We start from the raw sequence: 25982 nt of genomic DNA on the forward strand, positions 1-25982 counted from the left end.
GAAGGTCAGTTGAAGCAGTCGGTCCGGGTGGCGTGTGCGGGATCGAGGGCGTTGGCGACCTCGTGGTAGGCGACGAGGTCGACGGTCCCGATCGTCACGTGCTCGGAGAGATCGGCGGGGCACAGGTCCTGCACCACGACGTTGCGCACGTCGGCCCCGTCGAGGAACTGGGTGCGGTACGGGGTGACGACCTCGTCGTACTTGGTGGCGATGACGGTGTAGTGGACACCCGGCACGGTGTCCCCGCCCGCGTTCAGCCTGGTGATGAAGTCCGATCCCGCGACCTGGTCGGCGAGCGCCGGCGTGGCGAGGGTGAGCAGGTCACCGATGCCCGGGAAGTAGGGCAGCAGCCTGGTGAGCCCGCTCAGGGTGGTGCCGTGATTGTCGGGCGCGATGCCGATGAGCGCGTTCACCTCGGCGGCACCGCCGAGGAACTTCAGGTAGTAGCGCGGCATCATGCCGCCCTGCGAGTGCCCGACGAGGTCGACCTTGGCGGCGCCGGTGGCGCCCCGCACCTTGTCGACGAAGGCGCCGAGCTGTCCGGCGGACTTCGCGATGGGGCCGAGCCCGTTGAAGAGGGGGACGCCGGGCAGTTGCCCGTAGTCCAGCGAGAAGACGCAGTAGCCGCGCTTCACCAAGTAGGGCGCGAGGACGAGCCAGTTGTCGACGGAGTTCCCGAACGTGCCGTGGACGAGGACGACGGGCCGCGGATGCGCGGCGGACGGCTTGCAGGAGTAGTCGTTCCAGCCGCTGCTTGCGGACGCGGTCTCCGCGTGGGCCGCGCCGGCCGGCAGCGCGGTGGCGGTGAACAGAGCGGCGGCGACGGCCGCGGCGCGCAGCCATCTGCGTCCGGGCAGCTTGTTTCTGGGCAGCATCGTGTATCTCCTTGCGGCTCAAGGGAGTTGCAGGAGTGTGCCGTGGCGTGCGGTGTGCCCAGGAGAAGTTACGCGCGAGTAGTAGAGACGTGAAGTTACGCGTCGGTAAAAACTTCCGTACGCGGTTGCGCGGGGTGCGCCTGACGAGATGTCACCAGGTGGGCCGGAGCGGCCCGTTGGGCGCGAGGGTCAGCAGTCGCTCCCCCAGCGCGCGCGCCTCGCGCTCCCCGATCCGCTCCACCCAGGGCCGCACGGCATCCGCCGCGGCCTCCTCGGCGGCCCGGGTGCAGGCCCAGCCGCGCTCGGTCAGCAGGACGAGCCGGGCCCGCGCGTCGCTCGGATGCGGCCGCCGCTCGACGTACCCCTTGCGCACCAGCTCGTCGACGAGCTGACTCGCGGCCTGCTTGGTCACCCCGAGATGCGCGGCGAGATCCGTCGTGGTCGCGTCCCCGAAGGACAGCCGCGAGAAGGCGAAGCCATGAGCGGGCCGCACCCCCTCGAAACCCCTGGCCACGACGCCTTCGTGGATGCGTTGCGTCAGCTCGCCGGCGGCGGCGAGCAGGGCGGCGGACAGGGCCAGGGCTTCGGAATTCTGCACGCGGACATTGAAACACCCTTGACGATATGGTCAAGCCGCCTGACTATATAGACAAGCAACTTGACCATCTCTCGAAGGAGCTCCCATGCCCGTAGTCCGCGCATCCGAAGCCGTCGTCCACGACCTGCACGGCGCCCGCTTCATCTCGTACGCCGCACCCCGCACCGGCAGCAAGGAGCTGGCGGCCTGGCGGGGCGAGATCCCGGCGGGCACCAGGGCGCCCGCCCACACGGTGACCCACGAGGAGATCCTCCACCTGCTCACCGGCTCCCTGCGCCTCACGCTCGACGGCGAGACCCACACGCTCACGGCGGGCGACACGGCGATCGTGAACGCGGGCACGACCCTCTCGGTCGAGAACCCGACGTCCGAGCGGGCGACGATGTGGGTCACGACATCGGTGGGCCTCCAGGCCGAACTGGCGGACGGCACCCGCATCACGCCGCCGTGGGCGAACGCCTGACAGCGCCCCGCAAGGGGCGCGGGGAACTGCGCGAGCACCCCCACGGCGCGGCACCCGCCAGCGCACCGCACCCCCTACGGCGAGGAGCTACGCCGCGAGCGCCCCCGGCACGATCACCCCGGCCCCGAACCGCGCCCGAGCCCGGTCGGCCACCGCCTCGAGCACCCGCCCCCGCTCATCCACCGGGTCGAAGGTCAACTGCCGGGCCGCCCCTTCGGCAGGCCCGAGCCCTTCCGCCCGCAGGGAAACCCCCCGCACACGAGCCCGCTGCAACCCCAGCGCCTCGTACATCCGGTACACCGCCGAGGCCAGCACGGCGGAATGCGCGGAGGGTTCCGCGAGCACCCGGCTGCGCACCGTCGAGGACCGGTCGGCATAGCGCACGGTGAGGCTCAGCGACCGGCACACCTGCCCTTCGTCCCGCATTCGGGCGCCCAGTTCGTCGGCGACGGCGAGCAGGGCGCGCCGGTGCCGGAAGGGGTCCAACTCATCGCGTACGAAGGTACGTTCGGCGGCGGCGGACCGTGCGGCGGCGTTCGGCACGACCCGTGCGCGGTCCACGCCGCGGGCCTTCTCGTGCAGTTCCCGTCCGGCCCGCGCCGTGGTCAGCCGTTGCAGCGTGGACAGCGGCGCGGCGGCCACCCGGCCGACCGTGTCGAGCCCGTACTCGCACAGGGTGCGGGCGGTCGCGGCGCCCACCCCGGGCAGCGCGGCGACGGGCTGCGTGTCGAGGAACTCCCGCACGTCGTCGACCACTTCGGTCACTCCGGTGCGGGCGCGGCGCGCCGCCATCCGCGCGATCATCGGCCCGGGGCCTGCGCCGATGACGCACTCGACCCCGTACAGGGCGACGGCCCGCACCCGGACGACCGAGGCGATCTTGCGTGCGTCCCACCCGAAGTACCGTACGGCGCCGCGCAGTTCGACCAGGGCGGTGTCGGGCGGCAGCGCCTCGACGACGGGGCTGAACTCGCCGAGCAGTTCCAGGAGCCGGGGCAGCTCGGCCTCCCGGGCGGGCTCAAGCAGAAAACGCACGCACAGCACGACCGGCTCCGCCACGGCACCCGGCTCCCTCGCACTCACCGCGTTCACCGAACTCACCGCATTCACCGAACTCACCGCATCCATCGCACTCACCCCGCACTCCCTTGGCTCTGATGCCACAACTTCCGCCGCCCGCCCGGCACTCCGTCCCCGGCAGGCTTGAGGTCGGCCCACGGGTTCATCTCGTACCCGGTGGGCAGCTTGATCCGGCGCCCGTTGTCCGCGCCCGCACCGGAGCCCTCACCGGGGTCGTCCGGCGCGGGCCCGGCCAGCCGCCGCGCCACTTCGTCGAGCCCCTTCTCGCGGTACACCTCCACCAACTCGGCCAGATTCCAGGCGGCCTGGCCCACCACGCTGAGGCTGCGCGGTCCGCGCCGCTGGACCTCGCCCCGTACGAGCAGCAGCCACGAGTGGAAGACGGTGTGCGCGCACGCCGCGTGCGCCTCGTCGAAGAACGCGAGGTCCACCAGGCCCGTGCCGTCGTCCAGGGTCGTGAAGACGACCCGCTTGCCCGAGCGGATCGGCGGGGTCTGCGTGGCCGCCTTCGCCCCGGCCACCAGGACCGTCCGCCCGTGCTCGGCGTCGCGCAGCCGCCGCGCGGAGACGACGCCCAGCTCCCGCAGGAACTCCTCGTGGTCGCCCATGAGATGGCGGGACGCGTCCATGCCGAGCACGCCGAGTTCGGCGCTGAGCCGCTCCGCGTCGCCGAGGTCGGGCAGCCCGGCCGAGGCCGTCCGCCGCCCGCCGGCCAGCGGCAGCTGCTCACCGCCCGAGCCTCCCGCCCCCCGCCCCGAGCGCTGAAGCTCCGTCAGATGCAGTTGCAGATCACGCCGGTTGGCGCCGAACGCGTCGAGCCCGCCGACTTGCGCGAGCCGGGTCGCGAGCGGGCGGCTCGGCCGGGCCCGCTGCCAGAAGTCGAGCAGCGAGGCGTACGGCTGCCCGGCCTCGATCCGCGCGGCCTCCGCCTCGCTGATCCCGTACACGTCGGAGAGCGCGAGCCGCACACCCCACCGGGCCGGTTCGGGATCGGACACCAGTTCGATCCGATGGGCGACCGCGGACCGGTTCACATCCAGCGGAAGCACCGGCACCCCCCGTCGCCGCGCGTCCGCGAGCAGCAGCCGCTTCGGGTACATGCCGGGATCGTGCGTGAGCAGCCCCGCGTAGAACGCCGCCGGATGGTGGGCCTTGAGCCATGCCGACTGGTAGGTGGGCACCGCGAAGGCCACGGCGTGCGCCTTGCAGAACCCGTAGCTGCCGAACGCCTCGACGATCTCCCAGGTCCGCCCGATGGTGTCGGCGTCGTAGCCGCGCGCGGCCGCGGCCTGTGCGAACCAGAAGCGGATGCGGCCCTGCGACTCGGGGTCGGACAGGCCGCGCCGCACCCGGTCGGCCTCGTCGCGCCCGCAGCCCGTCATGATGTCGACGATCTTGATGATCTGCTCGTGGAAGACGACGACGCCGTACGTCTCCTTGAGCGCGTCGGCCAGGTCGGGGTGCGGGTAACGGATCGGCGCGCGCCCGTGCCGCGCCTCGATGAACGGCCGCACCATGTCGGCGGCGACCGGTCCCGGCCGGAACAGCGAGATGTCGACGACCAGATCGTGGAAGTTCTCCGGCTGGAGCCTGCCCACGAGGTCGCGCTGGCCCGGGGACTCGATCTGGAAGCACCCCAACGTCTCGGCGGACTTGACGAGTTGGTACGTCTTCGGGTCGCCCGGCGGCACCTGCGCCGGGTCGTCGAGGTCCACCGTCTCGCCCGTCGCCCGCTCGATCTCGGTGACCGCGTGCGCCATCGCCGACTGCATCCGCACCCCGAGCACGTCGAGCTTGAGCAGCCCGAGGTCCTCCACGTCCTCCTTGTCGAACTGGGACATGGGGAAGCCCTCGCCGCTGGTCGGCACGACGGGCGTACGGGCGAGCAGCGAGGCGTCGGAGAGCAGCACGCCGCACGGGTGCATGGCGACGCCGCGCGGCAGCGCGTCGAGTGCCTCGACGAGTTCCCACAGCCGCTTCTTGTCCCCGAACTCGCCCGCGATCTGCCGCAGTTCGGGCAGTTCCTCCATCGCCGAGCGGGCGTCGCGGGCACGGATGTGCGGGAACGCCTTGGCGATCCGGTCGATGTCGGCGGGGTCCATGGACAGGGCCGCGCCGACGTCCCGTATCGCATGACGCACCCGGTACGTCTCCGGCATCGCGACGGTCGCGACGCGCTCGGTGCCGAAGCGGTCGAGGATCGCGCGGTAGACCTCCAGGCGGCGCGCGGACTCGACGTCGATGTCGATGTCGGGCAGCACGGAGCGGCGCTTGGACAGGAAGCGCTCCATGAGCAGGCCGTGCTCGACGGGGTCGGCGTTGGCGATGCCCAGCAGGTAGTTGACGAGCGATCCCGCGCCCGAGCCGCGGGCGGCGACGCGGATGCCCATCCCCTTCACGTCGTCGACGACCTGAGCGACCGTCAGGAAGTAGGAGGCGAAGTCGTAGTGACCGATGATGTCCAGCTCGCGGTGGAGCCGCTCCCAGTACGCGTGCTCGCCGCCGTGCCCGAGGCGGACCATGCCGGCCGCCGCCCGGGAGGCGAGGACGCGCTGCGCGGTGCGGCGGCCGGCGCCGACGAGCCGGGGTTCGGGAAAGCGCACGGAGCCGATGCCGAGGTCGTCCTCGGGGTCGACGAGGCACGCGTCGGCGGTCGCCCGCGTCTGGTCGAGCAGCCGGTACGCGCTCTCGCGGCGGAACCCGGCGGCCTCCACGACCTTCTCGGCCTCGCGCAGCATGGCGTCGGCGTCCTTCAACCACCGCTCCCCGCTGTCGAGTTCCTTGGTCGGGTCGACGGGTACGAGGCGGCGCGCGGCGTCCAGCACGTCGGCGACGGGGCCCGCGCCCCGGTCGGCGTACCGGACGTCGTTGCTCAGGACGGGGCGCACCCCCTGCTCGGCGGCGAACCCGACGGTGCGGGCGGCGAGCCGCAGCGAGCCGTGGCCCGTGCCCATGCGTCCGTGGTGGACGGCTTCGAGGCGCAGGGCGTCACCGTAGATCTCGCGCCAGGGCGCCAGCAGTGTGGCGGCCTTGTCGGGGCGTCCGGCGGCGAGCGCGCGGCCCACGTCGGAGGCGGGCCCGAGCAGCACGGTCAGCCCTTCGCCGTGGTTCTCCTCCCACGGCAGCCGGACGTCCTGCGAGCCGTCGGCGTGCGCGGCGGTGATCATGCGGCACAGCTCGGCCCAGCCGCGGGCGCCGTCCCGGGCGAGGAAGGTCACGCGGGGTGTCGACTCGTCGATGAAGGCGCCGCCGCGCACGGGCGGCCGGCGCCGGTCGCCCCGTACGGGGGTGCCGACGGCGAGCTCGGTCCCGAACAGCGGCCGCACCCCGTGCTTCGCGCACGCCTTCGCGAACCGCACGGCACCGGCGACGGTGTCGCGGTCGGTGAGCGCGAGGGCGTCCATGCCCCGCTCGGCGGCGCGCTCGGCCAGCCGCTCCGGGTGCGTGGCGCCGTAGCGCACGGAGAACCCGGACACGGTGTGCAGATGCGTGAAGCCCGGCACACGCACCTCCAGCACACCTCGAGCCAATCGGATCTCACCTCCCCCACCTCCACCATAGACCAAGTTTCGAACGCGTGTACGACACCGTGCGAAGGGCACCCGTTCGGGCCACCCCACCTGCACGATCAGGGGCCCCACCGGACGGTGGGGGCATGAAGTTCGCCGATGAGTTCAGGAATGCCGTCACTCCGAGAGCCGCGCTGCTGGTCATCGGCGTCCTCGCCCTCCAGCTGCTCTTCATCGCCTCGTACGTGGGGGCGCTGCACAATCCGAAGCCGAAGGACGTGGCGTTCGGTGTCGTCGCGCCGGTGCCCGCCGTGGCACAGCAGACCGCGCAGAAGCTGGACAAGCTGCCCGGTTCGCCGGTGGACCCGCGGGTGGTCGCCGACGAGAGGACGGCGCGGCAGCAGATCATGGACCGGAAGATCGACGGCGCCCTGGTCGTCGACCCGCGGGGCACCTCGGACACGCTGCTCGTCGCGTCCGGCGGCGGCACCGTCCTCGCGAGCGCCCTGGAGACCCTGGCCACCGAGGTCGGCGCCGCGCAGCAGCGCACGGTGAAGACGGTCGACGTGGCCCCCGCCTCGTCCCAGGACTTCGACGGCCTGTCGTCCTTCTACCTGGTCGTCGGCTGGTGCGTCGGCGGCTACCTGTGCGCCTCGATCATGTCGATCAGCGCCGGGTCCAAGCCCGCGAGCCCGCAGCGCGCGGCGATCAGGCTCGGCACGATGGCGCTGGTCGCGATCGCGGGCGGCATCGGCGGTTCGCTGATCATCGGCGACTCGATCCTGGGCGCGCTGCCCGGCTCGTTCTGGGCTCTCGCGGGGCTCGGCGCCCTGGTCACGTTCTCGGTCGGCGCGATCACGCTGGCCCTGGAGGAGCTCACCGGTGTCGTCGGCATCGGCCTCGCGGTCCTGCTGATCGTCGTCGCGGGCAACCCGAGCGCGGGCGGCGCGTTCCCGCTGCCGATGCTGCCGCCGTTCTGGCAGGCGATCGGCCCCTGGCTGCCGCCGGGCGCGGGCACGTGGGTCGCCCGCTCCATCGCCTACTTCCAGGGCAACGACGTCACGAAGTCCCTGCTCGTCCTCTCCGCGTGGGCGGTGGTCGGCGTAGTGGTGACGCTGCTGGTGGCGGGCGTACGGGAGAAGAAGCGGACCGCCGCTGCCGTGTGAAGGCAGGCGCGGGGAACTGCGGGACCAGCCACCCACGGCCCGCACCCGCCCGACACTGACCAGCCCGGCAGACGAAGAGGCGCCCCATGAACCTCCCCCACCGCTCCGGCCCTGCCGCCCAGGCCAGCTCCGTCAAACGCATGGAGCCGACCGCCCAGGCCCAGCTCGGCCCTCTCGGCCTCACCGGCTTCATCGTCGTCACCATGATCGCCACCGGCATCGACGCGGGCGTCTTCCCCGAGAAGCTGGCCGCCGCCGACGTCCCGGCGGTCGGCTTCTTCATCGGCGGCCTCGCCCAGCTCCTCGCGGGCCTCTTCCAGGCCCAGCGCGGCGACACCTGGCACGCCACGGTCTTCGGCGGCTTCGGCCTGTTCTGGATGGCGAAGGCCCTGATGCTCCAGTGGGTGGTCCCCGGCCTCGACCCGTCGCTGCGCGGCGACGCGATGGGCCTGTTCACGCTGCCCTGGGTGTTCGTGGTCTTCGTCCTGTGGCTGGCGAGCTGGCGGATCCACCTGGTCCTGCTGCTCACGTTCAGCTGCGTCCTCGTCGTCTTCGTCGCGATGACCTGCCACGGCTTCACGGGCCTGGTCGGCTGGAACCGGGTCGCGGGCTGGTTCGGCCTCGGCGCGACGGCGGGCGCGCTCTACCTGCTCGCCGGCCAGGTGATGGCGTCGACGTGGGGCCGCGCGGTCCTGCCGATGGGCCGCTTCCTCGCCCCGCCCGAGCCCTCCGAGACATGATCACCACCCTGGCCGTCGAGAACTACCGCTCCCTGCGCCGCCTGATCGTCCCCCTCGACCGGCTGAACGTGATCACCGGCGCGAACGGCACCGGCAAGTCCAGCCTCTACCGCTCCCTGCGGCTGCTCGCCGCGTCGGCCCGCGGCGGCGCCGTCGCCGCGCTCGCGCAGGAGGGCGGCCTGCCGTCGGTGCTGTGGGCGGGCGAACGGGACACGGGCCCGGTCGGCCTCAGACTGGGCTTCGCGGGCGACGAGTTCGGCTACGCCGTCGACTTCGGGCTCCCCCCGTACGACCCGGGCTCACCCTCGATGTTCCAGCTCGACCCGGAGATCAAGCGCGAGTCCACCTGGGCCGGTCCCGTCCTGCGCCCCGCGGCCCTGCTCTGCGACCGCGCGGGCCCCGCCGTCCGTACCCGCACCGCCGACGGCGGCTGGCACCGCACGCAGGGCCTGCGCCCGTACGACAGCATGCTCAGCGAGCTCGCCGACCCCCAGCTCGCCCCGGACATCCTCACGTTGCGGGAGCTGATCCGCTCCTGGCGGTTCTACGACCATGTACGCACCGACGCCGAGGCGCCCGCCCGCGCCGCCCGCATCGGCACCCGTACGCCCGTGCTCGCCGCCGACGGCGCGGACCTGGCCGCCGCCCTCCAGACGATCCGGGAGATCGGCGACCACGAGGCGCTGGACGCGGCCGTCGCGGACGCGTTCCCCGGCAGCCGGATCCGGGTCGTCGACAGCGGCGGCCGGTTCGAACTCCAGCTGGATCAGCGCGGGTTGAAGCGTCCGCTCGGTCCGGCCGAGCTCTCCGACGGCACCCTGCGCTACCTTCTGTGGACGGCCGCGCTGCTCACCCCGCGCCCGCCGTCCCTCATGGTCCTCAACGAGCCCGAGACGAGCCTGCACCCCGAACTCCTCGCCCCGCTGGCGCACTTGATCCTCGCCGCGACCAGGGAGTCCCAGGTCGTCGTGGTCACCCATGCCCGCCCACTGGCCGACACCCTGGCACGCGAAGCGCCCCGCCACCGCGTCGACCTCAACTCCGTGGAACTGCTCAAGGAGTCGGGGCGGACGACGGTGGCGGGGCGCGGGGGCCTGCTCGACGAGCCGCTCTGGCACTGGCCCAGACGGTGACCCGAGCGGTGACTACACCGCCGGGTGCCCGTAGTACGCCTGCCGCATCAGCCGCTTCATGTCGTCGATCATCGGCATCCGCGGGTTGGCGGGCGCGCACTGGTCGGCGTAGGCGTTCATGGCCTGCTGCGGCAGCGCCTCCATGAAGGCGGCCTCGTCCACGCCCTCCTCCTTGAAGGAGGCCGGGATGCCGCAGCGCTCGCGCAGTTCCTCGACGGCCTTCGCGTACGACTCCACGCCCTCTTCCGGGGTCGCGGCCGGCAGGCCCAGCATCTTCGCGATCTCCTGGAGCCGCTCGGGCGCCCGGTACGTCTCGGCCTTCGGCCACGGGGTCGCCTTGTGGGAGACGGTGCCGTTGTGCCGGATGACGTGCGGCAGGAGCAGCGCGTTGGTGCGGCCGTGGGCGACGTGGAAGGTGTTGCCCAGCGTGTGCGCCATCGCGTGGACGAGGCCGAGGAAGGCGTTGGCGAAGGCCATGCCCGCGATGGTCGAGGCGTTGTGCATCTTCTCGCGCGCCTCGGGGTTCTTGGCGCCCTGCGTCACACAGGCTTCCAGGTTCTCGAAGATGAGCTTGACGGCCTGGAGGCACTGGCCGTCGGTGAAGTCGTTGGCGTAGACGGAGACGTACGCCTCGGTGGCGTGGGTCAGCGCGTCGAAGCCGGAGTCAGCCGTCACGGTCGGCGGCAGGTTCATCGGCAGCATCGGGTCGATGATCGCGACGTTCGGGGTCAGCGCGTAGTCGGCGAGGGGGTACTTCTGGGCGGCGGCCGGGTCCGAGATGACCGCGAAGGGGGTGACCTCCGATCCCGTGCCGGACGTGGTCGGGATCGCGACCAGCTTGGCCTTCTCGCCCAACTGCGGGAACTTGTAAGCCCTCTTGCGGATGTCGAAGAACTTCTCCTTCGTGTCCGCGAACTCGATCTCCGGGTGCTCGTACATCAGCCACATGATCTTCGCGGCGTCCATCGGCGAGCCGCCGCCGAGCGCGACGATCGTGTCCGGCTCGAAGTCGCGCATCGCGGCCGCGCCCGCCTGCACGGTGGCCAGCTCCGGGTTCGGCTCGACGTTGTCGATGACCTGCACAGTGACCGGCTGCGGACGGGAGTCGAGGATGTCGGTGATCCGCCGGACGAAGCCGATGTCGCTCATCGTGCGGTCCGTGACGAGGGTGACGCGGCTGACGCCGTCCATCTCCGCGAGGTACTTCACGGCGTTGCGCTCGAAGTAGATCTTCGGCGGGATCTTGTACCACTGCATGTTGGTGTTGCGCCGCCCGATCCGCTTGATGTTGACGAGGTTGACGGCCGAGACGTTGTTGGAGACGGAGTTGTGGCCGTAGGAGCCGCAGCCGAGGGTCAGCGAGGGCAGGAAGGCGTTGTAGACGTCGCCGATCCCGCCGAAGGTGGAGGGCGAGTTGACGATGACGCGGACGGCCTTGACGCGGCGGCCGAACCGCTCGGCCAGCTCCTCGTCCTCGGTGTGGATGGCGGCGGAGTGCCCGAGGCCGTTGAACTCGACCATCTGCGCGGCGAGTTCGATCCCGTGCGCGGTGTCGCGTGCCTTGAGCGCGGCGAGGACCGGCGACAGCTTCTCGCGGGTCAGCGGCTCACCTGGCCCGACCTCGGCGCACTCGGCGACGAGGATCGAGGTGTCGGCCGGCACCTCGAACCCGGCCTGCTCGGCGATCCAGGCGGCCGGCTTGCCGACGACGGAGGCGTTGAGCTTCGCGCCCGAGCAGTCGTTCCCGTACGCCGTGGTACCGAAGACGAACTCCTCCAGCTTGGTCTTCTCGGCGGCCGTCACGACGTGCGCGCCGAGCCGTTCCATCTCGGCGATCCCGTCCTCGTAGACCTCCTGGTCGAAGATGACGGCCTGTTCGGAGGCGCAGATCATGCCGTTGTCGAAGGCCTTGGACAGGACGATGTCGTGGACGGCGCGGCCCAGCTTGGCGTCCTTGGCCACGTACGCGGGGACGTTTCCTGCGCCGACGCCGAGGGCGGGCTTGCCGCACGAGTAGGCGGCCTTGACCATGGCGTTGCCGCCGGTGGCGAGGATGGTGGAGACGCCGGGGTGGTTCATGAGGAGGCCGGTCGCCTCCATGGAGGGCTCCTCGATCCACTGCACGCAGTGCTCCGGGGCCCCGGCCTCGATCGCGGCGTCGCGCACGATCCGGGCGGCCTCGGCGGAGCACTTCTGGGCGCTGGGGTGGAAGGCGAAGACGATCGGGTTGCGGGTCTTCAGGGCGATCAGCGCCTTGAAAACGGTCGTCGACGTGGGGTTGGTGACGGGGGTCATCGCGCAGATGACGCCGACCGGTTCGGCGATCTCGGTGATGCCGTTGATCTCGTCGCGCGAGACGACGCCGGCCGTCCTCAGGCCGCGCATCGAGTTGACGACGTGCTCGGAGGCGAAGAGGTTCTTGACGGCCTTGTCCTCGAAGAGGCCGCGTCCGGTCTCCTCGACGGCGGCCCGCGCGAGATCACCGTGGTGGCTGAGGGCTGCCAGCGACGCCTTCTTGACGATGTGGTCGACCTGCTCCTGGTCGTACGTCTCGAACGCGGCCAGCGCCGTCAGCGCCCCCTCGACCAGTCCCTCGACCGTGCCCTCGGCATCCATGGCAGGCTCCCTCTTTTTCTGCGGCCTTTTCGTGATGCCTCGATTCCACACCTTTACGCTCCGCGCAGGGGGCGGAGAAGGGCCCCGACCCGAGGGCCGAAGGTCCCTAAAGGGCTCGATCTCGAACCGATAGATGGCATCTCACCTGCGAGAACATGGCAGGACTTTGGACCCTTGCGCGCTTGTGAAAGTTTTCACAAGAATTTCGGGAAAATGTCCCGCCCCCTGGGAAAGCGGGGCGGGACACGAAGGAGCGGGCTCAGCCGATCTGTGCGCCCGTGGCGGAGAGCGCTTCCGTCACCGGCTGGAAGAACGTCTCCCCGCCGGACGTGCAGTCGCCGCTGCCGCCCGAGGTGAGGCCGATCGCCGTGTCGCCGGAGAAGAGGGAGCCGCCGCTGTCGCCGGGCTCGGCGCACACGTCGGTCTGGATGAGGCCGTTGACGATGTCGCCGTTGCCGTAGTTCACGGTCGCGTCCAGGCCGGTCACCGTGCCGTCGTGGACCTGGGTCGTGGAGCCGGACCGCGTGACCTTCATGCCGACGGTCGCCTCACCGGCCTTGGTGATGGCCTGCGCGGAGCCGTTGTAGAGGTTCACCTCGCTCGGGTGGTCGACCTCGGCGGTGTACTTCACGAGGCCGAAGTCGTTGTCCGGGAAGCTGGACTGCTCGTTCGTGCCGATCTGCTGCCCGCTGGAGTCGGACCAGCTGGAGATCGCCTCGGTGCAGTGGCCCGCGGTGATGAAGTACGGCTGGCCGTCCTTGACCACGTTGAAGCCGAGGGAGCAGCGGCCGCCGCCCCCGGTGATGGCGTCGCCGCCCGCGATCAGGGGCTTGAACTCGCCCTGGCTGCGCTTGAGTTCGACCTTGCCGCCGAGCCCGTCGACGACCTGGTTCAGCTTGTCCCAGGCGGCACCCTTGACCGTGCGGTCGGCTGTGACGACGACCTTGTTGGTGGCGGGGTCGGTGGCCCAGGACGTGCCGGGGATGGTGGCGTCGCTCTTCAGCGTCGTACGGGCGCTCTTGAGGGCGGCGAGGGAGTTCCGGACGACTCTGGCCTTGGCGCCGGCCGCCTCGACGGTCCGCGCCGCGTCCTCGCTGAGGACGTTGACGACGAGGTTCCTCGCCGAGGCGTCGTAGTAGCTGCCCGCCGCGTCCGCGCCGAGGTCCCTGTGCAGGGTCGAGGCGAGATTTCCGGCCGTGGCGACGGAGAGCGTCTTCAGCTCCACGTCCGGGGTTTCGGTGCTGGCGTTCGCAGTCTGGAAGGTGATGCCCGCGGCGACCAGGGCGGCGATTCCCGCTCCGGCCACGGCAGCGCGCCGCTTGGGTATGCGTCGGTGCTTCAACTCACGTCCTCCTGTGGGGGGTTGGGAACGGCCCGGATGTGGGGGGTGGGCCGTGTCCGTGAGGGCCTGCCCACTATCCCGACCGTCACAGGGGGCACACAAGGTCGACTTCAGGACGCGCGTACGCCAACCCCCCTGCGCCCTCCGTCCCTTGCGCACGCCCCTGGCCACGCACGTCGATCCCCTTTGCAAACACCCAGTGCACAGGCCGGACCGCAGGGGGTGAGGACTAGTCCTGTCCTGAAATGGTGCCCCGCGACGGGCTGCCGGGGCTCGACTCCTCCACCGCGGGACGGGCTTGCTCGGGGGTCGCCCGCTCCAGGAACCGCAGCAGCTCCACCGGGAACGGCAGCACCAGCGTCGAGTTCTTCTCCGCGGCGACCGCCACCACCGTCTGGAGAAGCCGGAGTTGCAGCGCGGCCGGAGTGTCCTCCATCTGCTGGGCCGCCTCGGCGAGCTTCTTCGACGCCTGGAGTTCGGCGTCGGCGTTGATGACCCGGGCCCGCCGCTCCCGGTCCGCCTCGGCCTGCCGGGCCATCGACCGCTTCATCGACTCGGGCAGCGAGACGTCCTTGATCTCGACGCGGTCGATCTGCACACCCCACCCGATGGCGGGGCTGTCGATCATCAACTCCAGGCCCTGGTTGAGCTTCTCGCGGTTGGACAGCAGATCGTCGAGATCGCTCTTGCCGATGATGGAGCGCAGCGAGGTCTGCGCCATCTGGGAGACGGCGAACCGGTAGTCCTCCACCTGCACCACGGCCTCGGCCGCGTCGACCACCTTGAAGTAGATGACGGCGTCCACCCGCACCGTCACGTTGTCCCGCGTGATGCCGTCCTGCGCGGGCACCGGCATCGTGACGATCTGCATGTTGACCTTACGGAGCCGGTCCACGAACGGCACGATCATGGTGAACCCCGGCCCGCGCACCGTCGATGTGAGCCGGCCGAGCCGGAACACCACCCCGCGCTCGTACTGCTTGACGACGCGTGCCGCCGCCATCCCGTACACCGCGCCGGCACACACGGCGGTCACTCCCGCCGCCACCAGTTCCTCGACCATCTCACGGCCCCCCAGGGTCCGAAGCGGGCGCATCAGGCTTGTGCTTCGACGGTATCCCCGCCCCTCACCCAAGGGGAGGGCCCCCGCCCGGCACAATCCCGGACGAGGGCCCCTACTGCTGGCTGCGGTTCACTGACGTACGACGTGCGAAGAGGTCGGACCCGGGGTCAGTAGACGTGCACCCCGTACGCGCTGAGCGCTTCGGTCACCGGCTGGAAGAAGGTCGTGCCGCCGGAGGAGCAGTTGCCGCTGCCGCCGGAGGTCAGGCCGTAGGCCTTCGTCCCGCCGTACAGCGGGCCGCCCGAGTCGCCGGGCTCCGCGCACACGGTGGTCTGGATCAGGCCGGAGACGATGTCGCCGCCCCCGTAGTTGACCGTGGCGTTGAGTGCGGTGACCCGGCCGCTGTGCGTGCCGGTGGTGGAGCCGCGCCGGTACACGGTCGTGCCCACGGAGGGCGTGGCCGCGCTGGTGATGTCCTGGCTGCCGACGGTCCCGGACTTGGTCACGGAGCTGTTGGTGTAGCGGACCAGGCCGTAGTCGTTGCCCGGGAAGCTGGATCCTGCCGTGGTGCCGAGCGTCGTCGAGTGCGACGAGTTCGACCACCAGGTGCCCGCGCCGTCGGTGCAGTGACCGGCCGTCAGGAAGTAGTAGTTCCCGCTGTTGTCCTGGACGTTGAAGCCGAGCGAGCAGCGCCAGCTACTCGCATAGATGGCGTCGCCGCCGGAGATCAGCTTCTTGAAGGTGCCGGCCGTGCGCTCGATCTTGAGGGCGCCCGCGTTCGCGCCGGCCTCCTTCTTGATCTGGTTGATCTCGGCCTGCGAGACCGTGCTGTCGACGGTGACGACGACCTGCTTGGTCTTGGCGTCGACGGCCCACGCGGTACCGGCGACGTCGGCGCCGCGCACCGCGTCACTGGTCTGCGTGAGTTCGGCGGCGCTGAACGTCTGGGGCGCGTCGGCGGCGTGGGCGGAGGGTACGGCGAACGCTGCCGCGGCAAGGAAACCGGAACCCGCGGCGATCAGCCGGGTCCGTCTCGCTATACCGCTGCGGGGGGTGGTGCGCTTGATCCTCACTGGTCGTTCCTCCCGTAGGGAAGTCGGGGGCCCGCGTGGGGTCGGGGCCCGTGAGGCGCAGCCAGGGCGACGACGGTGCTCCGGATTCCGGACACGCCGTGCTCCTGACAAGCGCTGCTCGGGAGTATTCGGGCTCTCAACTACCCGGCACAAGAGCACCTTTCAGACTTCCGCCGGATCTCCGCAAACACGACGGCATGCCCCGACGGCGTCACCCGTACGTCTCGTACGCGTCTGCCGGCCGTCGGGGCTGGGCTCCGTCCCGTCAGACGGACGGCGGCGCCGTCAGGTTCCGCTCCCCCGCCTCGACCGCCACGGGAAGGGTGTTGCCCGGGGGCGGGAACGGGCAGATGAAGTGGTCGGCGAAGGCGCAGTTCGGCAGGACCGCGCGGTTGAGGTCGACGGTGGTGCGGCCGTCCGCGTCGGGGGCCTCTGCGTACAGGAAGCGGAACCGGTAGCTGCCCGCCCCGCTGGTGGCGTCGGCGAAGACGGCCCACAGGCGCCCGTCGCCGAGCCGGGCCACCTTGAGCGTGTGCTCCTGTCCGTCGAGCGGGAAGGTCAGCTCGCCGGCGAGGCCGAGTCCGCGCTCCTTGCCGTCGGCGTTCTCGACGCGGATCTCGCGCCCGGTCCCGTACGGCGTGTGGCGGCCCTCCACGGACCAGCGCGCGTCGTACGGGGTGGCGTCGATGCCCGCGAAGGCGGTGCGGGCGGGCGCCGCCGGGTCGAAGTCCCGTACGGCCCACAGCCCTTCGCGCACGATGACGACGAGCCGGCGCTCGCCGAGCGTCTCGGTGGCGTCGGCGCCGAGCCGGGTCCGCCGCCCGTCCACGGTGTGCACGAGCGCGTCACCGTCGGCCGACCAGGTGCCGGGGATGGCCGGAAGTCGTCCGTCCGGATAGTCGTCGAGCCAGTGCGTGCCCACGAGGGAGAGCACGCCGTGCGGGGCCGAGACAGCGGCGACCCGCTCCTCGTGCCACTGCTTCCGAGCGGCCTCGGGGAAGTCCGGTGCGTCCGTCGTCATGCCGTGAGCGTCCTTTCGGGCGTGCGCAGTCCCAGGTGGGAGCGGAGCGTGGTGCCGGTGTATTCCGTGCGGAAGGCGCCGCGCTCCTGGAGCAGCGGCACGACCCGGTCGACGAACTCGTCGAGGCCGCCGGGTGTCAGATGCGGTACGAGGATGAACCCGTCGGCGGCGCCGCCCTGCACGAACGCGTCGAGCTCGGCGGCCACCGTCCCGGGCGTCCCGATGAACGACTGGCGGCTGGTCGTCTCGATGACGGTCTGCCGGATGGACAGTCCCTTGGCACGGGACAACTCCCGCCATTTCTCAGCGACTTCGAGCACGTCGCCGCGGTGGGTGCGCCCCTGGGAGAGGCCGCTGCCGACGACCGGGTCGATGTCGGGCAACGGTCCGTCCGGATCGTACGAGGACAGGTCGACGCCCCAGATCTGCTCCAGGGCGAGCAGCGCGTTCTGCGGGGAGACCTGCTGCCGGCGGATCTCGGCGGCCTTCTCCTGCGCTTCGGCGGCGGTGTCGCCGAGGACGAAGGTGACACCCGGCATGATCTTGAGGTCGTCGGGCTCACGGCCGTATGCCGCGAGCCGCGCCTTCACATCGGCGTAGAAGTCGCGTCCGGCCTCCAGGGTGCCGTGCCGGGTGAAGATGACGTCGGCGGCGGACGCGGCGAACTCGCGGCCTTCGGCGGAGTCGCCGGCCTGGATGACGACGGGGTGTCCCTGCGGCGGGCGGGGCACTCCGAAGTCGCCGTCGATCGAGAAGTGCCGTCCGTGGTGGGCGAAGGGCCGCTCGGTCCCCGCGTCCCACAACTCCCTCGCGGCTTCGACGAATTCGGCGGCGCGGGTGTAGCGGTCGGCGCGGTCGAGGAAGCCGCCGCGGCGGAAGTTCTCTCCGGTGAACGCGTCGGAGGACGTCACCACGTTCCAGGCGGCGCGGCCCCCGCTGAGGTGGTCGAGGGAGGCGAAGCGGCGCGCGATCTCGTACGGCTCGTTGAAGGTCGCGTTGACCGTGGCGGCGAGCCCGAGCCGGTCGGTGACGGCGGCGAGCGCGTTCAGGACCGTGATCGACTCGGGCCTGCCCACCACGTCGAGGTCGTGGATGCGGCCCTTGTGCTCGCGCAGCCGCAGCCCTTCGGCGAGGAAGAAGAAGTCGAAGAGGCCGCGTTCGGCGGTGCGGGCGAGGTGCTCGAAGGAGGAGAAGTCGATCTGCGACTTCGAGCGGGGGTCGGCCCAGACGGTGGTGTTGTTGACGCCCGGGAAGTGTGCGGCGAGGTGAATCTGCTTGCGCTGCTTGCCTGTTGAGGTCATCGGGGGTCCCCCGCGGTCGCGTACTGGCTGACGGGCCGGGCGAGCCCCAGGTGCTCCCTGAGCGTGCTGCCCGGATAGAAGGTGCGGAACAGGGCGCGGTGCTGGAGCAACGGCACCGTGCCGTTGACGAGGCGCTCCAGGTCGCGGCGCGGGTCGACGGGCGTCAGGTGGAAGCCGTCGGCGGCGCCGGAGCGGTGCCAGTCGGCGATCAGGTCGGCGAGATCGACGGGCCCGCCGCGGTACAGCGGCCCTTCCCCCGTGGGCAGCGGGCCGCCGCCGTGCCCGGGCAGGGCGGCGCTCTCCCCCTCGCCGAGGTCGATCCGCAGGGCGGCGAGGACGCGCAGGTCGTCGGGGTCGCGGCCGTGCTCGGCGGCCCGGCGCCGCAACCCGGTGCGCACGGCGGCGAGTTGATCGGGGTCGGAGACGCCGACGAGCGCGACGTCGGCGTGCCGTGCGGCGACGTCGTACGCGTACGGGCGGGTGGCGTCGACGACGGTGACGGGGTTGCCCTGTGGCGGGCGCGGCACGATGGAGGGGCCGCGCACGGAGAACGTACGGCCTTCGAAGTCGACGTGGTGCAGCTTCTCGCGGTCGACGAAACGGCCGGTGGCGACGTCCCTGATCTCGGCGTCGTCCTCCCAGCTGTCCCACAGCTTGCGCGCCACGTCGGCGACTTCACCGGCCTCGTGCCACAGGTCGGCGGGCGGGGGCACCTGCGCCCGCCGACCGGTCAGGGCCGCCTCCGCCTCGCCGGGGGAGACGTCGGGGCGCCAGCCGGCCCGGCCCCGGCTGACCCAGTCGAGGGTGGCGACGGCGGCCTGGACGTGGAAGGGCTCGGTGTGGGTGGTGGTGACGGTCGGCACGAGCCCGATGCGCGAGGTCCGCGGGGCGATCCGGGAGAGCACGGCGAGCGCGTCGAGCCCGGCCGCGCCGAACGCGTCGTGGAGGGTGACGAAGTCCAGGGCGCCGCGCTCGGCGAGCCGGGCGAGCCGGAGGTAGGGCTCGGCGGTGTGGGTGCCGGGGAGGTCGACGGCCGCGGCGAGGTGCAGGGGCCGCCGGCCAGGGTGGCTGGTCATGAGGGTGAACCTTTCGGTGGGCAGGGCGAGTTGAGGCCGCGCGGCCGTCAGGGCTTGGGCAGGCCCTTCGGGTTGACCTCGGACTCCGGGACGGCCTCGCTGGACAGGCCCCACCGCTTGAGGACCTTCGCGTACGAGCCGTCCTCGATGACGTGGTTCAGCGCGGCGGCGTACGCGTCGACGAGCCCGCTGCCCTTCTTCGTGGTGGCCGCGATCTTGCCCTGGACCAGGTCGCCGCCGCCGGAGATGGTGCCGGCGATCCGCGACTGCCCGGCGGACGCGACGTGGTAGGCGACGGCGGGGCTCGGGCCCAGGTAGCCGTCGATGCGGCCCGACTGGAGGGCGAGGTAGTAGTCCGTGTCCTTCTGGAAGTACTTGATGGTGACGGGCTTCAGGCCGGCCTTCTCGTCCTGCTTGCTCCAGTCGACGAGGATCTTCTCCTGGTTGGTGCCGGAGGAGACGGCGATGGTTTTGCCCGCGACGTCCTTGGGCCCCTTGACCTGCCAGTCCGTCCCCTTTTTTGCCTCGAAGGCGATGTTGTCGAGCCGGTACGTCGCGAAGTCGTACTTCTCCTTTCGCTCCTCGGTCACCGTCACGTTCGAGAAGACGGCGTCGAACTTCCCGCTGTCGAGACCGACGAAGAGGTTCTCCCAACTCACCAGCTCCTGACGGACCTTGAGTCCGAGGGTGTCGGCGACGAGGGTCGCGATGTCGAGCTCGGAGCCGATCCGGGTCTTGTCGTCGGTGGCGAAGAAGCCGAGCGGTGGCGAGGCGTCGGCGCTGCCGCCGAGCCGGAGCGTGCCGCGCTCGCGGATCGCCTCCGGCAGCAGCGCGGCGATCTTGTCGACCTTCTTGCCGCGGATCCGGTGCTGGTCGGGCCCGATGTTGATGTTGCCGACCTTCTTGGTGCGGTTCGTGGTGGTCGTGGCCGCGTCGCTGTCACCTCCGCAGGCGGTGAGCAGCGGGGCCAGGGCGAGGGCGGCGACGGAGGCGGCGAGGGTGCGGCGGGACAGCATGGTCGTACTCCTGAAGGGGTGAGGTTGACTGGTTTCAGAGGACCTTGGAGAGGAACGCCTTCGTGCGCTCCTCGCGCGGAGCGTCCAGTACGTCGCCGGGGGCGCCCTGTTCGACGATGCGGCCCTCGTCCATGAAGACGACGGTGTCCGCGACCTCGCGGGCGAAGCCGATCTCGTGCGTGACGACGATCATCGTGGTGCCCTGGTGCGCCAAGTCCTTGATGACGTCGAGGACTTCACCGACGAGCTCGGGGTCGAGCGCGGACGTCGGCTCGTCGAACAGGAGCAGCTTCGGCTCCAGGGCGAGCGCGCGGGCGATGGCGACGCGCTGCTGCTGGCCGCCGGAGAGCTGCTTGGGGTAGGCGTCGGCCTTGTCGCCGAGCCCGACCCGGTCGAGCAGGGTGCGCGCCGCCTCGGCGGCCTGGGCGCGTGGCCGCTTGAGCGCGGAGACGGGCGCCTCGATGACGTTCTCCAGGACGGTGAGGTGCGGGAAGAGGTTGAAGTTCTGGAAGACGAAGCCGATGTGGGTGCGCTGCTTCAGGACCTCGCGCTCGCGCAGCTCGTACAGCTTGTCTCCGGAGCGGCGGTAGCCGACGAGCGAGCCGTCGACGCTGATCCAGCCGCTGTCGACCTTCTCCAGGTGGTTGATGGTGCGCAGCAGGGTGGACTTGCCGGAGCCGGACGGGCCGAGCACGACGGTCACCTCGCCGGCCCGTACTTCGAGGTCGATGCCGCGCAGCACCTCCAGCGAACCGAAGCTCTTGTGCACGGACTTGATGTCGACCATGGCGGGGGCGGAGGCGGGGGCCGGGGCGCTCATCGGGTGGCACCTTTCGAGAAGTGGCGCTCCACGTAGTACTGGACCACGGAGAGCGCGCTGGTCAGCAGGACGTACCAGGCGGTGGCGACCATGAGCAGGGGCACGACGCGGCCGTTGCGGCCGTAGATGACCTGCACCTGGTAGAAGAGTTCGCCGATCGCCATGACGGAGACGATCGACGTGCCCTTGAAGAGGGAGATGACCTCGTTGGCGGCGTTCGGCAGGATCGAGCGCATCGCCTGGGGCAGCACGATCCGGCGGATCTGCCGAAGCCGCGGGATGCCGAGGGCGGCCGCTGCCTCCAACTGGCCGCTGTCGACGGCGAGTACACCGCCGCGCACGATCTCGGCGGCGTACGCGGCCTGGTGCAGCGCCAGGCCGAGGACGGCCGCGCTCATCGCGCCGACGAGGCCCATCGTGTCGAAGGAGAAGAAGCCGGGCCCGAAGGGGATGCCGAACTGCAACTCCTTGTACAGGTAGGCCAGGTTGAACCAGAACAGCAGTTGCACGATCAGCGGGATGGACCGGAACGCCCAGATGTAGCCGAACGCCACCGTCTTCAGGAACCGGCTCTGCGACAGCCGCATGAAAGCCAGCACGATCCCGAGGGCGAAGCCCAACGCGGTTCCGTAGAAGGTGAGCTGGAGGGTGGTCCAGACGGCCTTGAGGATGACGTCGGCGGTGAAGAACTCGCCGAACACCCGCCACTCCCAGCCGGCGTTGGTGACAAGGCCGTGGGCGAACTGGGCGAGCAGTACGGCGGTCGCGGCGATGGCGAGCCAGCGCCAGGGGTGGCGCACGGGGACGACTTTCAGCTGTGCGTAGTCGTCGGCGGCGACGGGCTTCTCGGCGGTCTTGCCGAGGGGTGGATCGGCGGTCAGAGACATGACGGTCCTCAGGTTGCTCAAAGGGCGGGGTGGCGAAGGAGGGTGCTCAGGCGGCGGTGGCGCGACAGGACAGCTCGCGCAGGAGGCCGAGGAGGGCCCGGGCCGTGGCGTCGTTCTGCCGGAACGACGGGCTGTTGGTGCGGGGCCGGGTGAACGCGCCGGCGCCGCGCGCGTTCGTGTGCGCGCCGAGGGCGAACCGGCGCGGGTGGGCGCCGCCGTCGCCGTAGAGGATCCGCCCGTCGTCCGGGTCGACGGCCAGCAGCCCGGCCGGAGTCGAGACGGCGCCCTCGGCGTGCAGCGTGCGCAGCAGCTGGTCGCGGGTGCGGGCGAGGGTGGGCTGCGGCAGCCGCGCCTCGACGAGCGCCCGGGCCTCGATCACCGCGCCGGGCACGGTGGCGCTGGTGGCGCGGAACACACCGCCCTCGGCGCTGACCCGCATGCCGGCGCCGACGAAGCGGACCACTCCGGCGCGGGACAGCGCGAGCAGTTGGCGCAGCCGGGGCCCGGGCGGCCCGGACGCCAGGTAGCTGAAGAAGCCGTGCCACCAGGAGCCGACGTCGCCGAGCCGGACGAGCTGGCCGTACACGGAGAGCAGCCCGAGGAAGACGGCCAGGTCGGGGCTGTGCTCCGGGTCGTGGCGGCGCTCCAGGTCGGCGGTGACGTAGCCGCGCAGGGCGTCCTGGAACTCCTCGTGCGAGGCGTGCCGTACGCCGTCGAGCGGCCGGTCGAGTGCGGCGAGGTCGAGCCGGTCGGCCGGGTCGGGGACGGCGGAGGCGACGAGCGCCTGGAGTTCCGCGCTGAGCGGCGCGGCGGCGGCGTACTTCTCCTCGAAGTCCGTCCAGGCGACGGCGGTCCGCTCGGGGTGCGCGGTGAACAGGCGGTGGTAGTGCGCGTAGCCGAGCTCCTTGTCGATGAGCGGCCACACGTCGCGCCGGAAGTCGAACCCGCCCTCCCTGGCGAGGAGTTCGTCGATCTGGGCGGGCCCCAGGAAGCGCGGCAGCGGCGGCCGCTCCCCCGCGCCGGCGTCCCAGTCGTAGCCGATCTTGGAGTGGTACGGCACCCCGCGCCGCGACCCGACGTACAGCACGGGTTCGCGCCCCGACGGGATGTACTGGTCACCTTCGTACCGGCCTCCGCGCCCTTCGGTGAGCAGCACCATCAGGTCGACGAAGGCGAGCCCGAAGCCGCGGACGAGGACGTCCTGGCCGGGCCCGAGGGCGGACAGGTCGGAGTCCGCGGTGAAGTCCGGCGGCAGGTGCACGAGCCGGTGCCGGGCGGCGTACGCGGACAACTCCCGCTGCTCATCGTCCAGTTCGGCGTCGAGGTGACCCTGTGCGAGCACCACGGCGTCGGCGGCGAGCGGCCGCGCCACATCCTCCAGCCACACCTGCTGACGCCCGTCGCGCGGTCCGCTGACCCGCACGGCGCGCCGCGCGTGGTGGTGCACGACGACCCCGGCGGGCAGCTCGGCGACGGCCTTCTCGTACACCCAGCGCAGATAGCCGCCCTGGCGGCGCCGGTCGGCGAAGACCCGGCCGTGGATGCCGGCCCACTCGTGCAGCGCGGGTCCGGGCAGCACGGGCCCGGCGAGCCGCACGGTGTCGTCGGTGAACATGGTGACGTCCTGCGCCTCGGAGTTCATCCACAGCAGCGGCGACTGCTCCTGCCGCCAGATGCGTCCGCCGCCGGGCGGGTACGGATCGACGAGATGGACGTCGAGCGCCAACTCACCGCTCTGCTCACGGGTGTTGGCGGCGATGCGTTCCAGGATGCCGGTCCCCCGCGGCCCGGCTCCGACGATGACGAGCGACTGCCGCGCGGGCAGCCCGGTGCTCATCGCTGCGTCCCGCGCGCGTAGTGCCGCTCGATGTGGTGCTGCGCGACGCTGAGCAGCGAGGTGACGACGACGTACCAGAGGGTGGCGACGAGCAGCAGCGGGATGACCTGGTACGTGCGGTGGTAGACGAGCTGCACCGAGTACAGCAGGTCCTGTACGGCGATGACGCTGACGATGGAGGTGCCCTTGAGGGTGCCGATCAGCATGTTCCCGGCCGGCGGCACGATGGAGCGCATGGCCTGCGGCAGCACGATCCTGCGCCAGCGCCGGGAGCGGGACAGGCCGAGCGCCTGGGCGGCCTCGATCTGGCCGCGGTCGACCGAGAGGATTCCGCCGCGCACGACCTCGGCGGCGTACGCGGCCTCGTGCAGGGTCAGCCCGATGATCGCGACGGTGACCGGTCCGAACAGGTCGACGGTCTTCACGCCGAACAGCTGCGGGTACAGGGCGCCGATGTTGAACCAGAACAGCAGCTGCACCAGGATCGGCATCGACCGGAACAGCCACACGTACCCCCAACTCACCGCGCGCAGCACGGGGTTGGCGGACAGGCGCATGACGGCGAGCAGGGTGCCGAGGGCGAAGCCGAGTGCCATGACGAGCGCGGTCAGCCACAGGGTGAGCCCGAGCCCGCGCAGCACGGACGTCGTCGTGAAGTACTCGGCGACGACGTCCCACTGGAACGCGTCGTTGCGCAGGACGGAGTTGACGACGAGGCCGAGCAGGACGAGCAGCACACCGGCGGCGATCCACTGGCCGACGCGGCGGCGCGGAACGATCCGGGGAACGGCCGCGGCCACGGGCGGAGCCGGGGCGGCCATCTGGGAAAGCGTGTCTGAGGACATGAGAAGGCTCCGAGTGCCGCACGGGCGGCACGGTCTTGCCTTCACACCTGGTACCGCAGCCCCTCAGCAGCGGTATCGCACCGAGAGTAAGGGGCTGTTCACGTCCGCTGTCAAGGCTGTCCACACTATGAGCCGTGCGTCTCAAGTGAGTTGACGCCGAACCGGATGCCTGTTCCACTTGCTCCCATGCATCCGCAGCAGTGGCTGGTCACGCGCTCCCACATCGACTTCGGTCGAGTGTGGTCCGCGTCTTGTTGATGCCCTTTCGACGCCTCTGAGCGCGTCGCTTCTGCCTGAGCCTTCTTCGCTCGCCTTCTTCGCTCGCCTTCTTCGCTCGCCTTCTTCACTCTTCTCCGTCGCTCTTCCTCACGCGTCCCGGTACGCGCCCGTCCGCGTACCCTCCCGCGCCTTCACCCTGCCGCACCCTCCCCTCGCCATGCCTCCTTTCCGCGCTCAGTCGAAGGACAGACCTCTCCGCCATGCGCCCTGTTTCCCTGACTTCCGCGTTCGCGCTGATCACCGTGGCCACGCTCGGCCTGACCGCGTGCGGCTCCGGTGACGCCGCGACGAACGCCGCGGCGCCCGCCGCCGCCCGCAACGACAAGATCCCCACGAAGGACGTGGTGTCGGCCGTCACCGAGGACCCCGCCTCGGCGAAGCTGCTGCCGGCCGGCGTCCGCGAGAACGGCACCCTCAAGATCGCGGTGAGCGTCGGCGGCAACCCGCCGAACTCGCTCTACCTGCCGGACGGCAAGACGGTCGTCGGCCAGGACATCGACTTCGCGCGCGCGGTCGCCAAGGTCCTCGGCATCAAGCTCGACCAGGAGGTCGCCAGTTTCGAGGCGATCCTGCCGGCCCTGGACAGCGGCAAGTACGACCTCGGCACCGGCAACTTCGGCGTCACCGACGAGCGCCGCAGGACCATCGACTTCGTCACCTACATCAACGACGGCCAGGGCTTCGCCGTCCGCAAGGACAGCGACCTGAAGAAGGTCACGGACCTGAAGCAGCTGTGCGGCCTGAACGTGGCGACCGGCGCCGGCACGACGTTCGAGGCGACGCTGGAGGAGAACAAGAAGGTCTGCGAGCGGGCGGGCAAGCCGGCGTACGAGGTGAAGACGTACGCCGAGCCGAGCGCGATCTGGTCGTCCCTGCAACAGGGCCGCAGCGACGTCGTGATGAGCACGATCAACGGCCTCCGGTACGCGGTGGCGCACCAGGAGGGCCTGAAGTTCCTCAACGAGTTCCACCGCCTGGACGTCGGCTTCGCGTTCAAGAAGGGCACGCCGTACGCTGCCGCGTTTCGCTCCGCGGTGAACAGGTTGATCGCCGATGGCACGTACGCCAGGATCCTGGCCAAATGGGGCACGGGCCCCTCGGCGATCAACCGGTCCCAGATCTCGCCGCCGGAGATCAAGGACTAGGGGGTTCCCCGTCGTCTGCGGCCCGGTGGGGGCTGGTCGCGCAGTTCCCCGCGCCCCTGAAGCATGCGCTGCGCGCAGCTTCCTCAGGGGCGCGGGG

At 71.1% G+C, this 25982-nt stretch carries 21 protein-coding genes; 5 read left to right on the forward strand and 16 right to left on the reverse strand.

Annotation, left to right across the window (positions count from 1 at the left end; all coding sequences use genetic code 11):
* Positions 1-5: 5 nt before the first annotated feature.
* Both AB0L37_RS34400 and AB0L37_RS34405 read right to left on the reverse strand, forming a co-directional pair.
* Positions 6-875, reverse strand: coding sequence for an alpha/beta fold hydrolase (locus AB0L37_RS34400; protein WP_365514659.1), 870 nt, complete (start codon positions 873-875; stop codon positions 6-8).
* 151 nt (positions 876-1026) lie between these two features.
* On the reverse strand, positions 1027-1473 hold the full coding sequence (locus AB0L37_RS34405) for a MarR family winged helix-turn-helix transcriptional regulator (RefSeq protein ID WP_365514662.1): 447 nt from the start codon (positions 1471-1473) through the stop codon (positions 1027-1029).
* Positions 1474-1558: 85 nt separating this feature from the next.
* Here AB0L37_RS34405 and AB0L37_RS34410 point away from each other — a divergent pair, with 85 nt between their 5' ends.
* The gene (locus AB0L37_RS34410) at positions 1559-1936 is read left to right on the forward strand and encodes a cupin domain-containing protein (RefSeq protein WP_365514665.1); all 378 of its coding nucleotides are present in this window, start codon (positions 1559-1561) and stop codon (positions 1934-1936) included.
* Between the two features lie 87 nt (positions 1937-2023).
* On the opposite strand, the gene AB0L37_RS34415 is transcribed toward AB0L37_RS34410, so the two are convergent.
* Complete coding sequence (locus AB0L37_RS34415; RefSeq protein WP_365514668.1) at positions 2024-3073, reverse strand: hypothetical protein; 1050 nt, start codon at positions 3071-3073, stop codon at positions 2024-2026.
* Positions 3070-6519 (reverse strand): DNA polymerase III subunit alpha, encoded by a 3450-nt coding sequence (locus AB0L37_RS34420; RefSeq protein ID WP_365514718.1) that lies wholly within the window; start codon positions 6517-6519, stop codon positions 3070-3072. Before AB0L37_RS34420 ends, AB0L37_RS34415 begins: the two co-directional genes overlap by 4 nt.
* A 152-nt stretch (positions 6520-6671) precedes the next feature.
* On the opposite strand from AB0L37_RS34420, the gene AB0L37_RS34425 reads away from it, so the two are divergent.
* The 3 genes from AB0L37_RS34425 (at position 6672) to AB0L37_RS34435 (ending at position 9564) form a co-directional block, all read left to right on the forward strand.
* On the forward strand, positions 6672-7691 hold the full coding sequence (locus tag AB0L37_RS34425) for a DUF3533 domain-containing protein (RefSeq protein WP_365514670.1): 1020 nt from the start codon (positions 6672-6674) through the stop codon (positions 7689-7691).
* An 86-nt stretch (positions 7692-7777) separates the two neighbouring features.
* Positions 7778-8431 carry an acetate uptake transporter gene (locus tag AB0L37_RS34430; protein ID WP_365514673.1) on the forward strand — a complete coding sequence of 218 codons (654 nt, stop codon included), beginning with the start codon at positions 7778-7780 and terminating at the stop codon, positions 8429-8431.
* Positions 8428-9564 (forward strand): AAA family ATPase, encoded by a 1137-nt coding sequence (locus AB0L37_RS34435; RefSeq protein WP_365514675.1) that lies wholly within the window; start codon positions 8428-8430, stop codon positions 9562-9564. Before AB0L37_RS34430 ends, AB0L37_RS34435 begins: the two co-directional genes overlap by 4 nt.
* A gap of 12 nt (positions 9565-9576) precedes the next feature.
* On the opposite strand, the gene adhE is transcribed toward AB0L37_RS34435, so the two are convergent.
* The 12 genes from adhE to AB0L37_RS34495 all read right to left on the reverse strand — a co-directional run bounded on the left by adhE (position 9577) and on the right by AB0L37_RS34495 (position 24461).
* The gene (gene adhE / locus AB0L37_RS34440) at positions 9577-12216 is read right to left on the reverse strand and encodes a bifunctional acetaldehyde-CoA/alcohol dehydrogenase (protein WP_365514721.1); all 2640 of its coding nucleotides are present in this window, start codon (positions 12214-12216) and stop codon (positions 9577-9579) included.
* Between the two features lie 223 nt (positions 12217-12439).
* Positions 12440-13522: a S1 family peptidase gene (locus AB0L37_RS34445; protein WP_365514678.1), complete on the reverse strand. Its 1083-nt coding sequence runs from the start codon at positions 13520-13522 to the stop codon at positions 12440-12442.
* A gap of 229 nt (positions 13523-13751) precedes the next feature.
* Complete coding sequence (locus tag AB0L37_RS34450) at positions 13752-14585, reverse strand: slipin family protein (protein WP_365514681.1); 834 nt, start codon at positions 14583-14585, stop codon at positions 13752-13754.
* Positions 14586-14752: 167 nt separating this feature from the next.
* Positions 14753-15658: a S1 family peptidase gene (locus AB0L37_RS34455; protein ID WP_365514684.1), complete on the reverse strand. Its 906-nt coding sequence runs from the start codon at positions 15656-15658 to the stop codon at positions 14753-14755.
* Positions 15659-15923: 265 nt separating this feature from the next.
* On the reverse strand, positions 15924-16679 hold the full coding sequence (locus AB0L37_RS34460) for a DUF1684 domain-containing protein (RefSeq protein WP_365514687.1): 756 nt from the start codon (positions 16677-16679) through the stop codon (positions 15924-15926).
* Positions 16676-17980: an LLM class flavin-dependent oxidoreductase gene (locus tag AB0L37_RS34465; RefSeq protein WP_365514690.1), complete on the reverse strand. Its 1305-nt coding sequence runs from the start codon at positions 17978-17980 to the stop codon at positions 16676-16678. The genes AB0L37_RS34460 and AB0L37_RS34465 overlap by 4 nt, the downstream gene beginning before the upstream one ends.
* Complete coding sequence (locus AB0L37_RS34470; RefSeq protein WP_365514693.1) at positions 17977-19056, reverse strand: LLM class flavin-dependent oxidoreductase; 1080 nt, start codon at positions 19054-19056, stop codon at positions 17977-17979. The genes AB0L37_RS34465 and AB0L37_RS34470 overlap by 4 nt, the downstream gene beginning before the upstream one ends.
* A gap of 47 nt (positions 19057-19103) precedes the next feature.
* Positions 19104-20072, reverse strand: a complete 969-nt coding sequence (locus tag AB0L37_RS34475) for an ABC transporter substrate-binding protein (RefSeq protein WP_365514696.1) — start codon at positions 20070-20072, stop codon at positions 19104-19106.
* A 34-nt stretch (positions 20073-20106) separates the two neighbouring features.
* Positions 20107-20892, reverse strand: coding sequence for an amino acid ABC transporter ATP-binding protein (locus AB0L37_RS34480; protein WP_365514699.1), 786 nt, complete (start codon positions 20890-20892; stop codon positions 20107-20109).
* A complete protein-coding gene (locus AB0L37_RS34485) occupies positions 20889-21779 on the reverse strand; it encodes an amino acid ABC transporter permease (protein WP_365514701.1) in 891 nt (296 codons plus the stop codon). The genes AB0L37_RS34480 and AB0L37_RS34485 overlap by 4 nt, the downstream gene beginning before the upstream one ends.
* 46 nt (positions 21780-21825) lie before the next feature.
* A complete protein-coding gene (locus AB0L37_RS34490; protein ID WP_365514704.1) occupies positions 21826-23616 on the reverse strand; it encodes an FAD/NAD(P)-binding protein in 1791 nt (596 codons plus the stop codon).
* On the reverse strand, positions 23613-24461 hold the full coding sequence (locus AB0L37_RS34495) for an amino acid ABC transporter permease (RefSeq protein WP_365514706.1): 849 nt from the start codon (positions 24459-24461) through the stop codon (positions 23613-23615). Before AB0L37_RS34495 ends, AB0L37_RS34490 begins: the two co-directional genes overlap by 4 nt.
* 479 nt (positions 24462-24940) lie before the next feature.
* Between AB0L37_RS34495 and AB0L37_RS34500 the strand changes: the two genes are divergently transcribed.
* A complete protein-coding gene (locus AB0L37_RS34500; protein WP_365514709.1) occupies positions 24941-25885 on the forward strand; it encodes an ABC transporter substrate-binding protein in 945 nt (314 codons plus the stop codon).
* Positions 25886-25982: the final 97 nt, after the last annotated feature.

This window comes from Streptomyces sp. NPDC052225, from assembly GCF_040679615.1.
GTDB lineage: Bacteria > Actinomycetota > Actinomycetes > Streptomycetales > Streptomycetaceae > Streptomyces.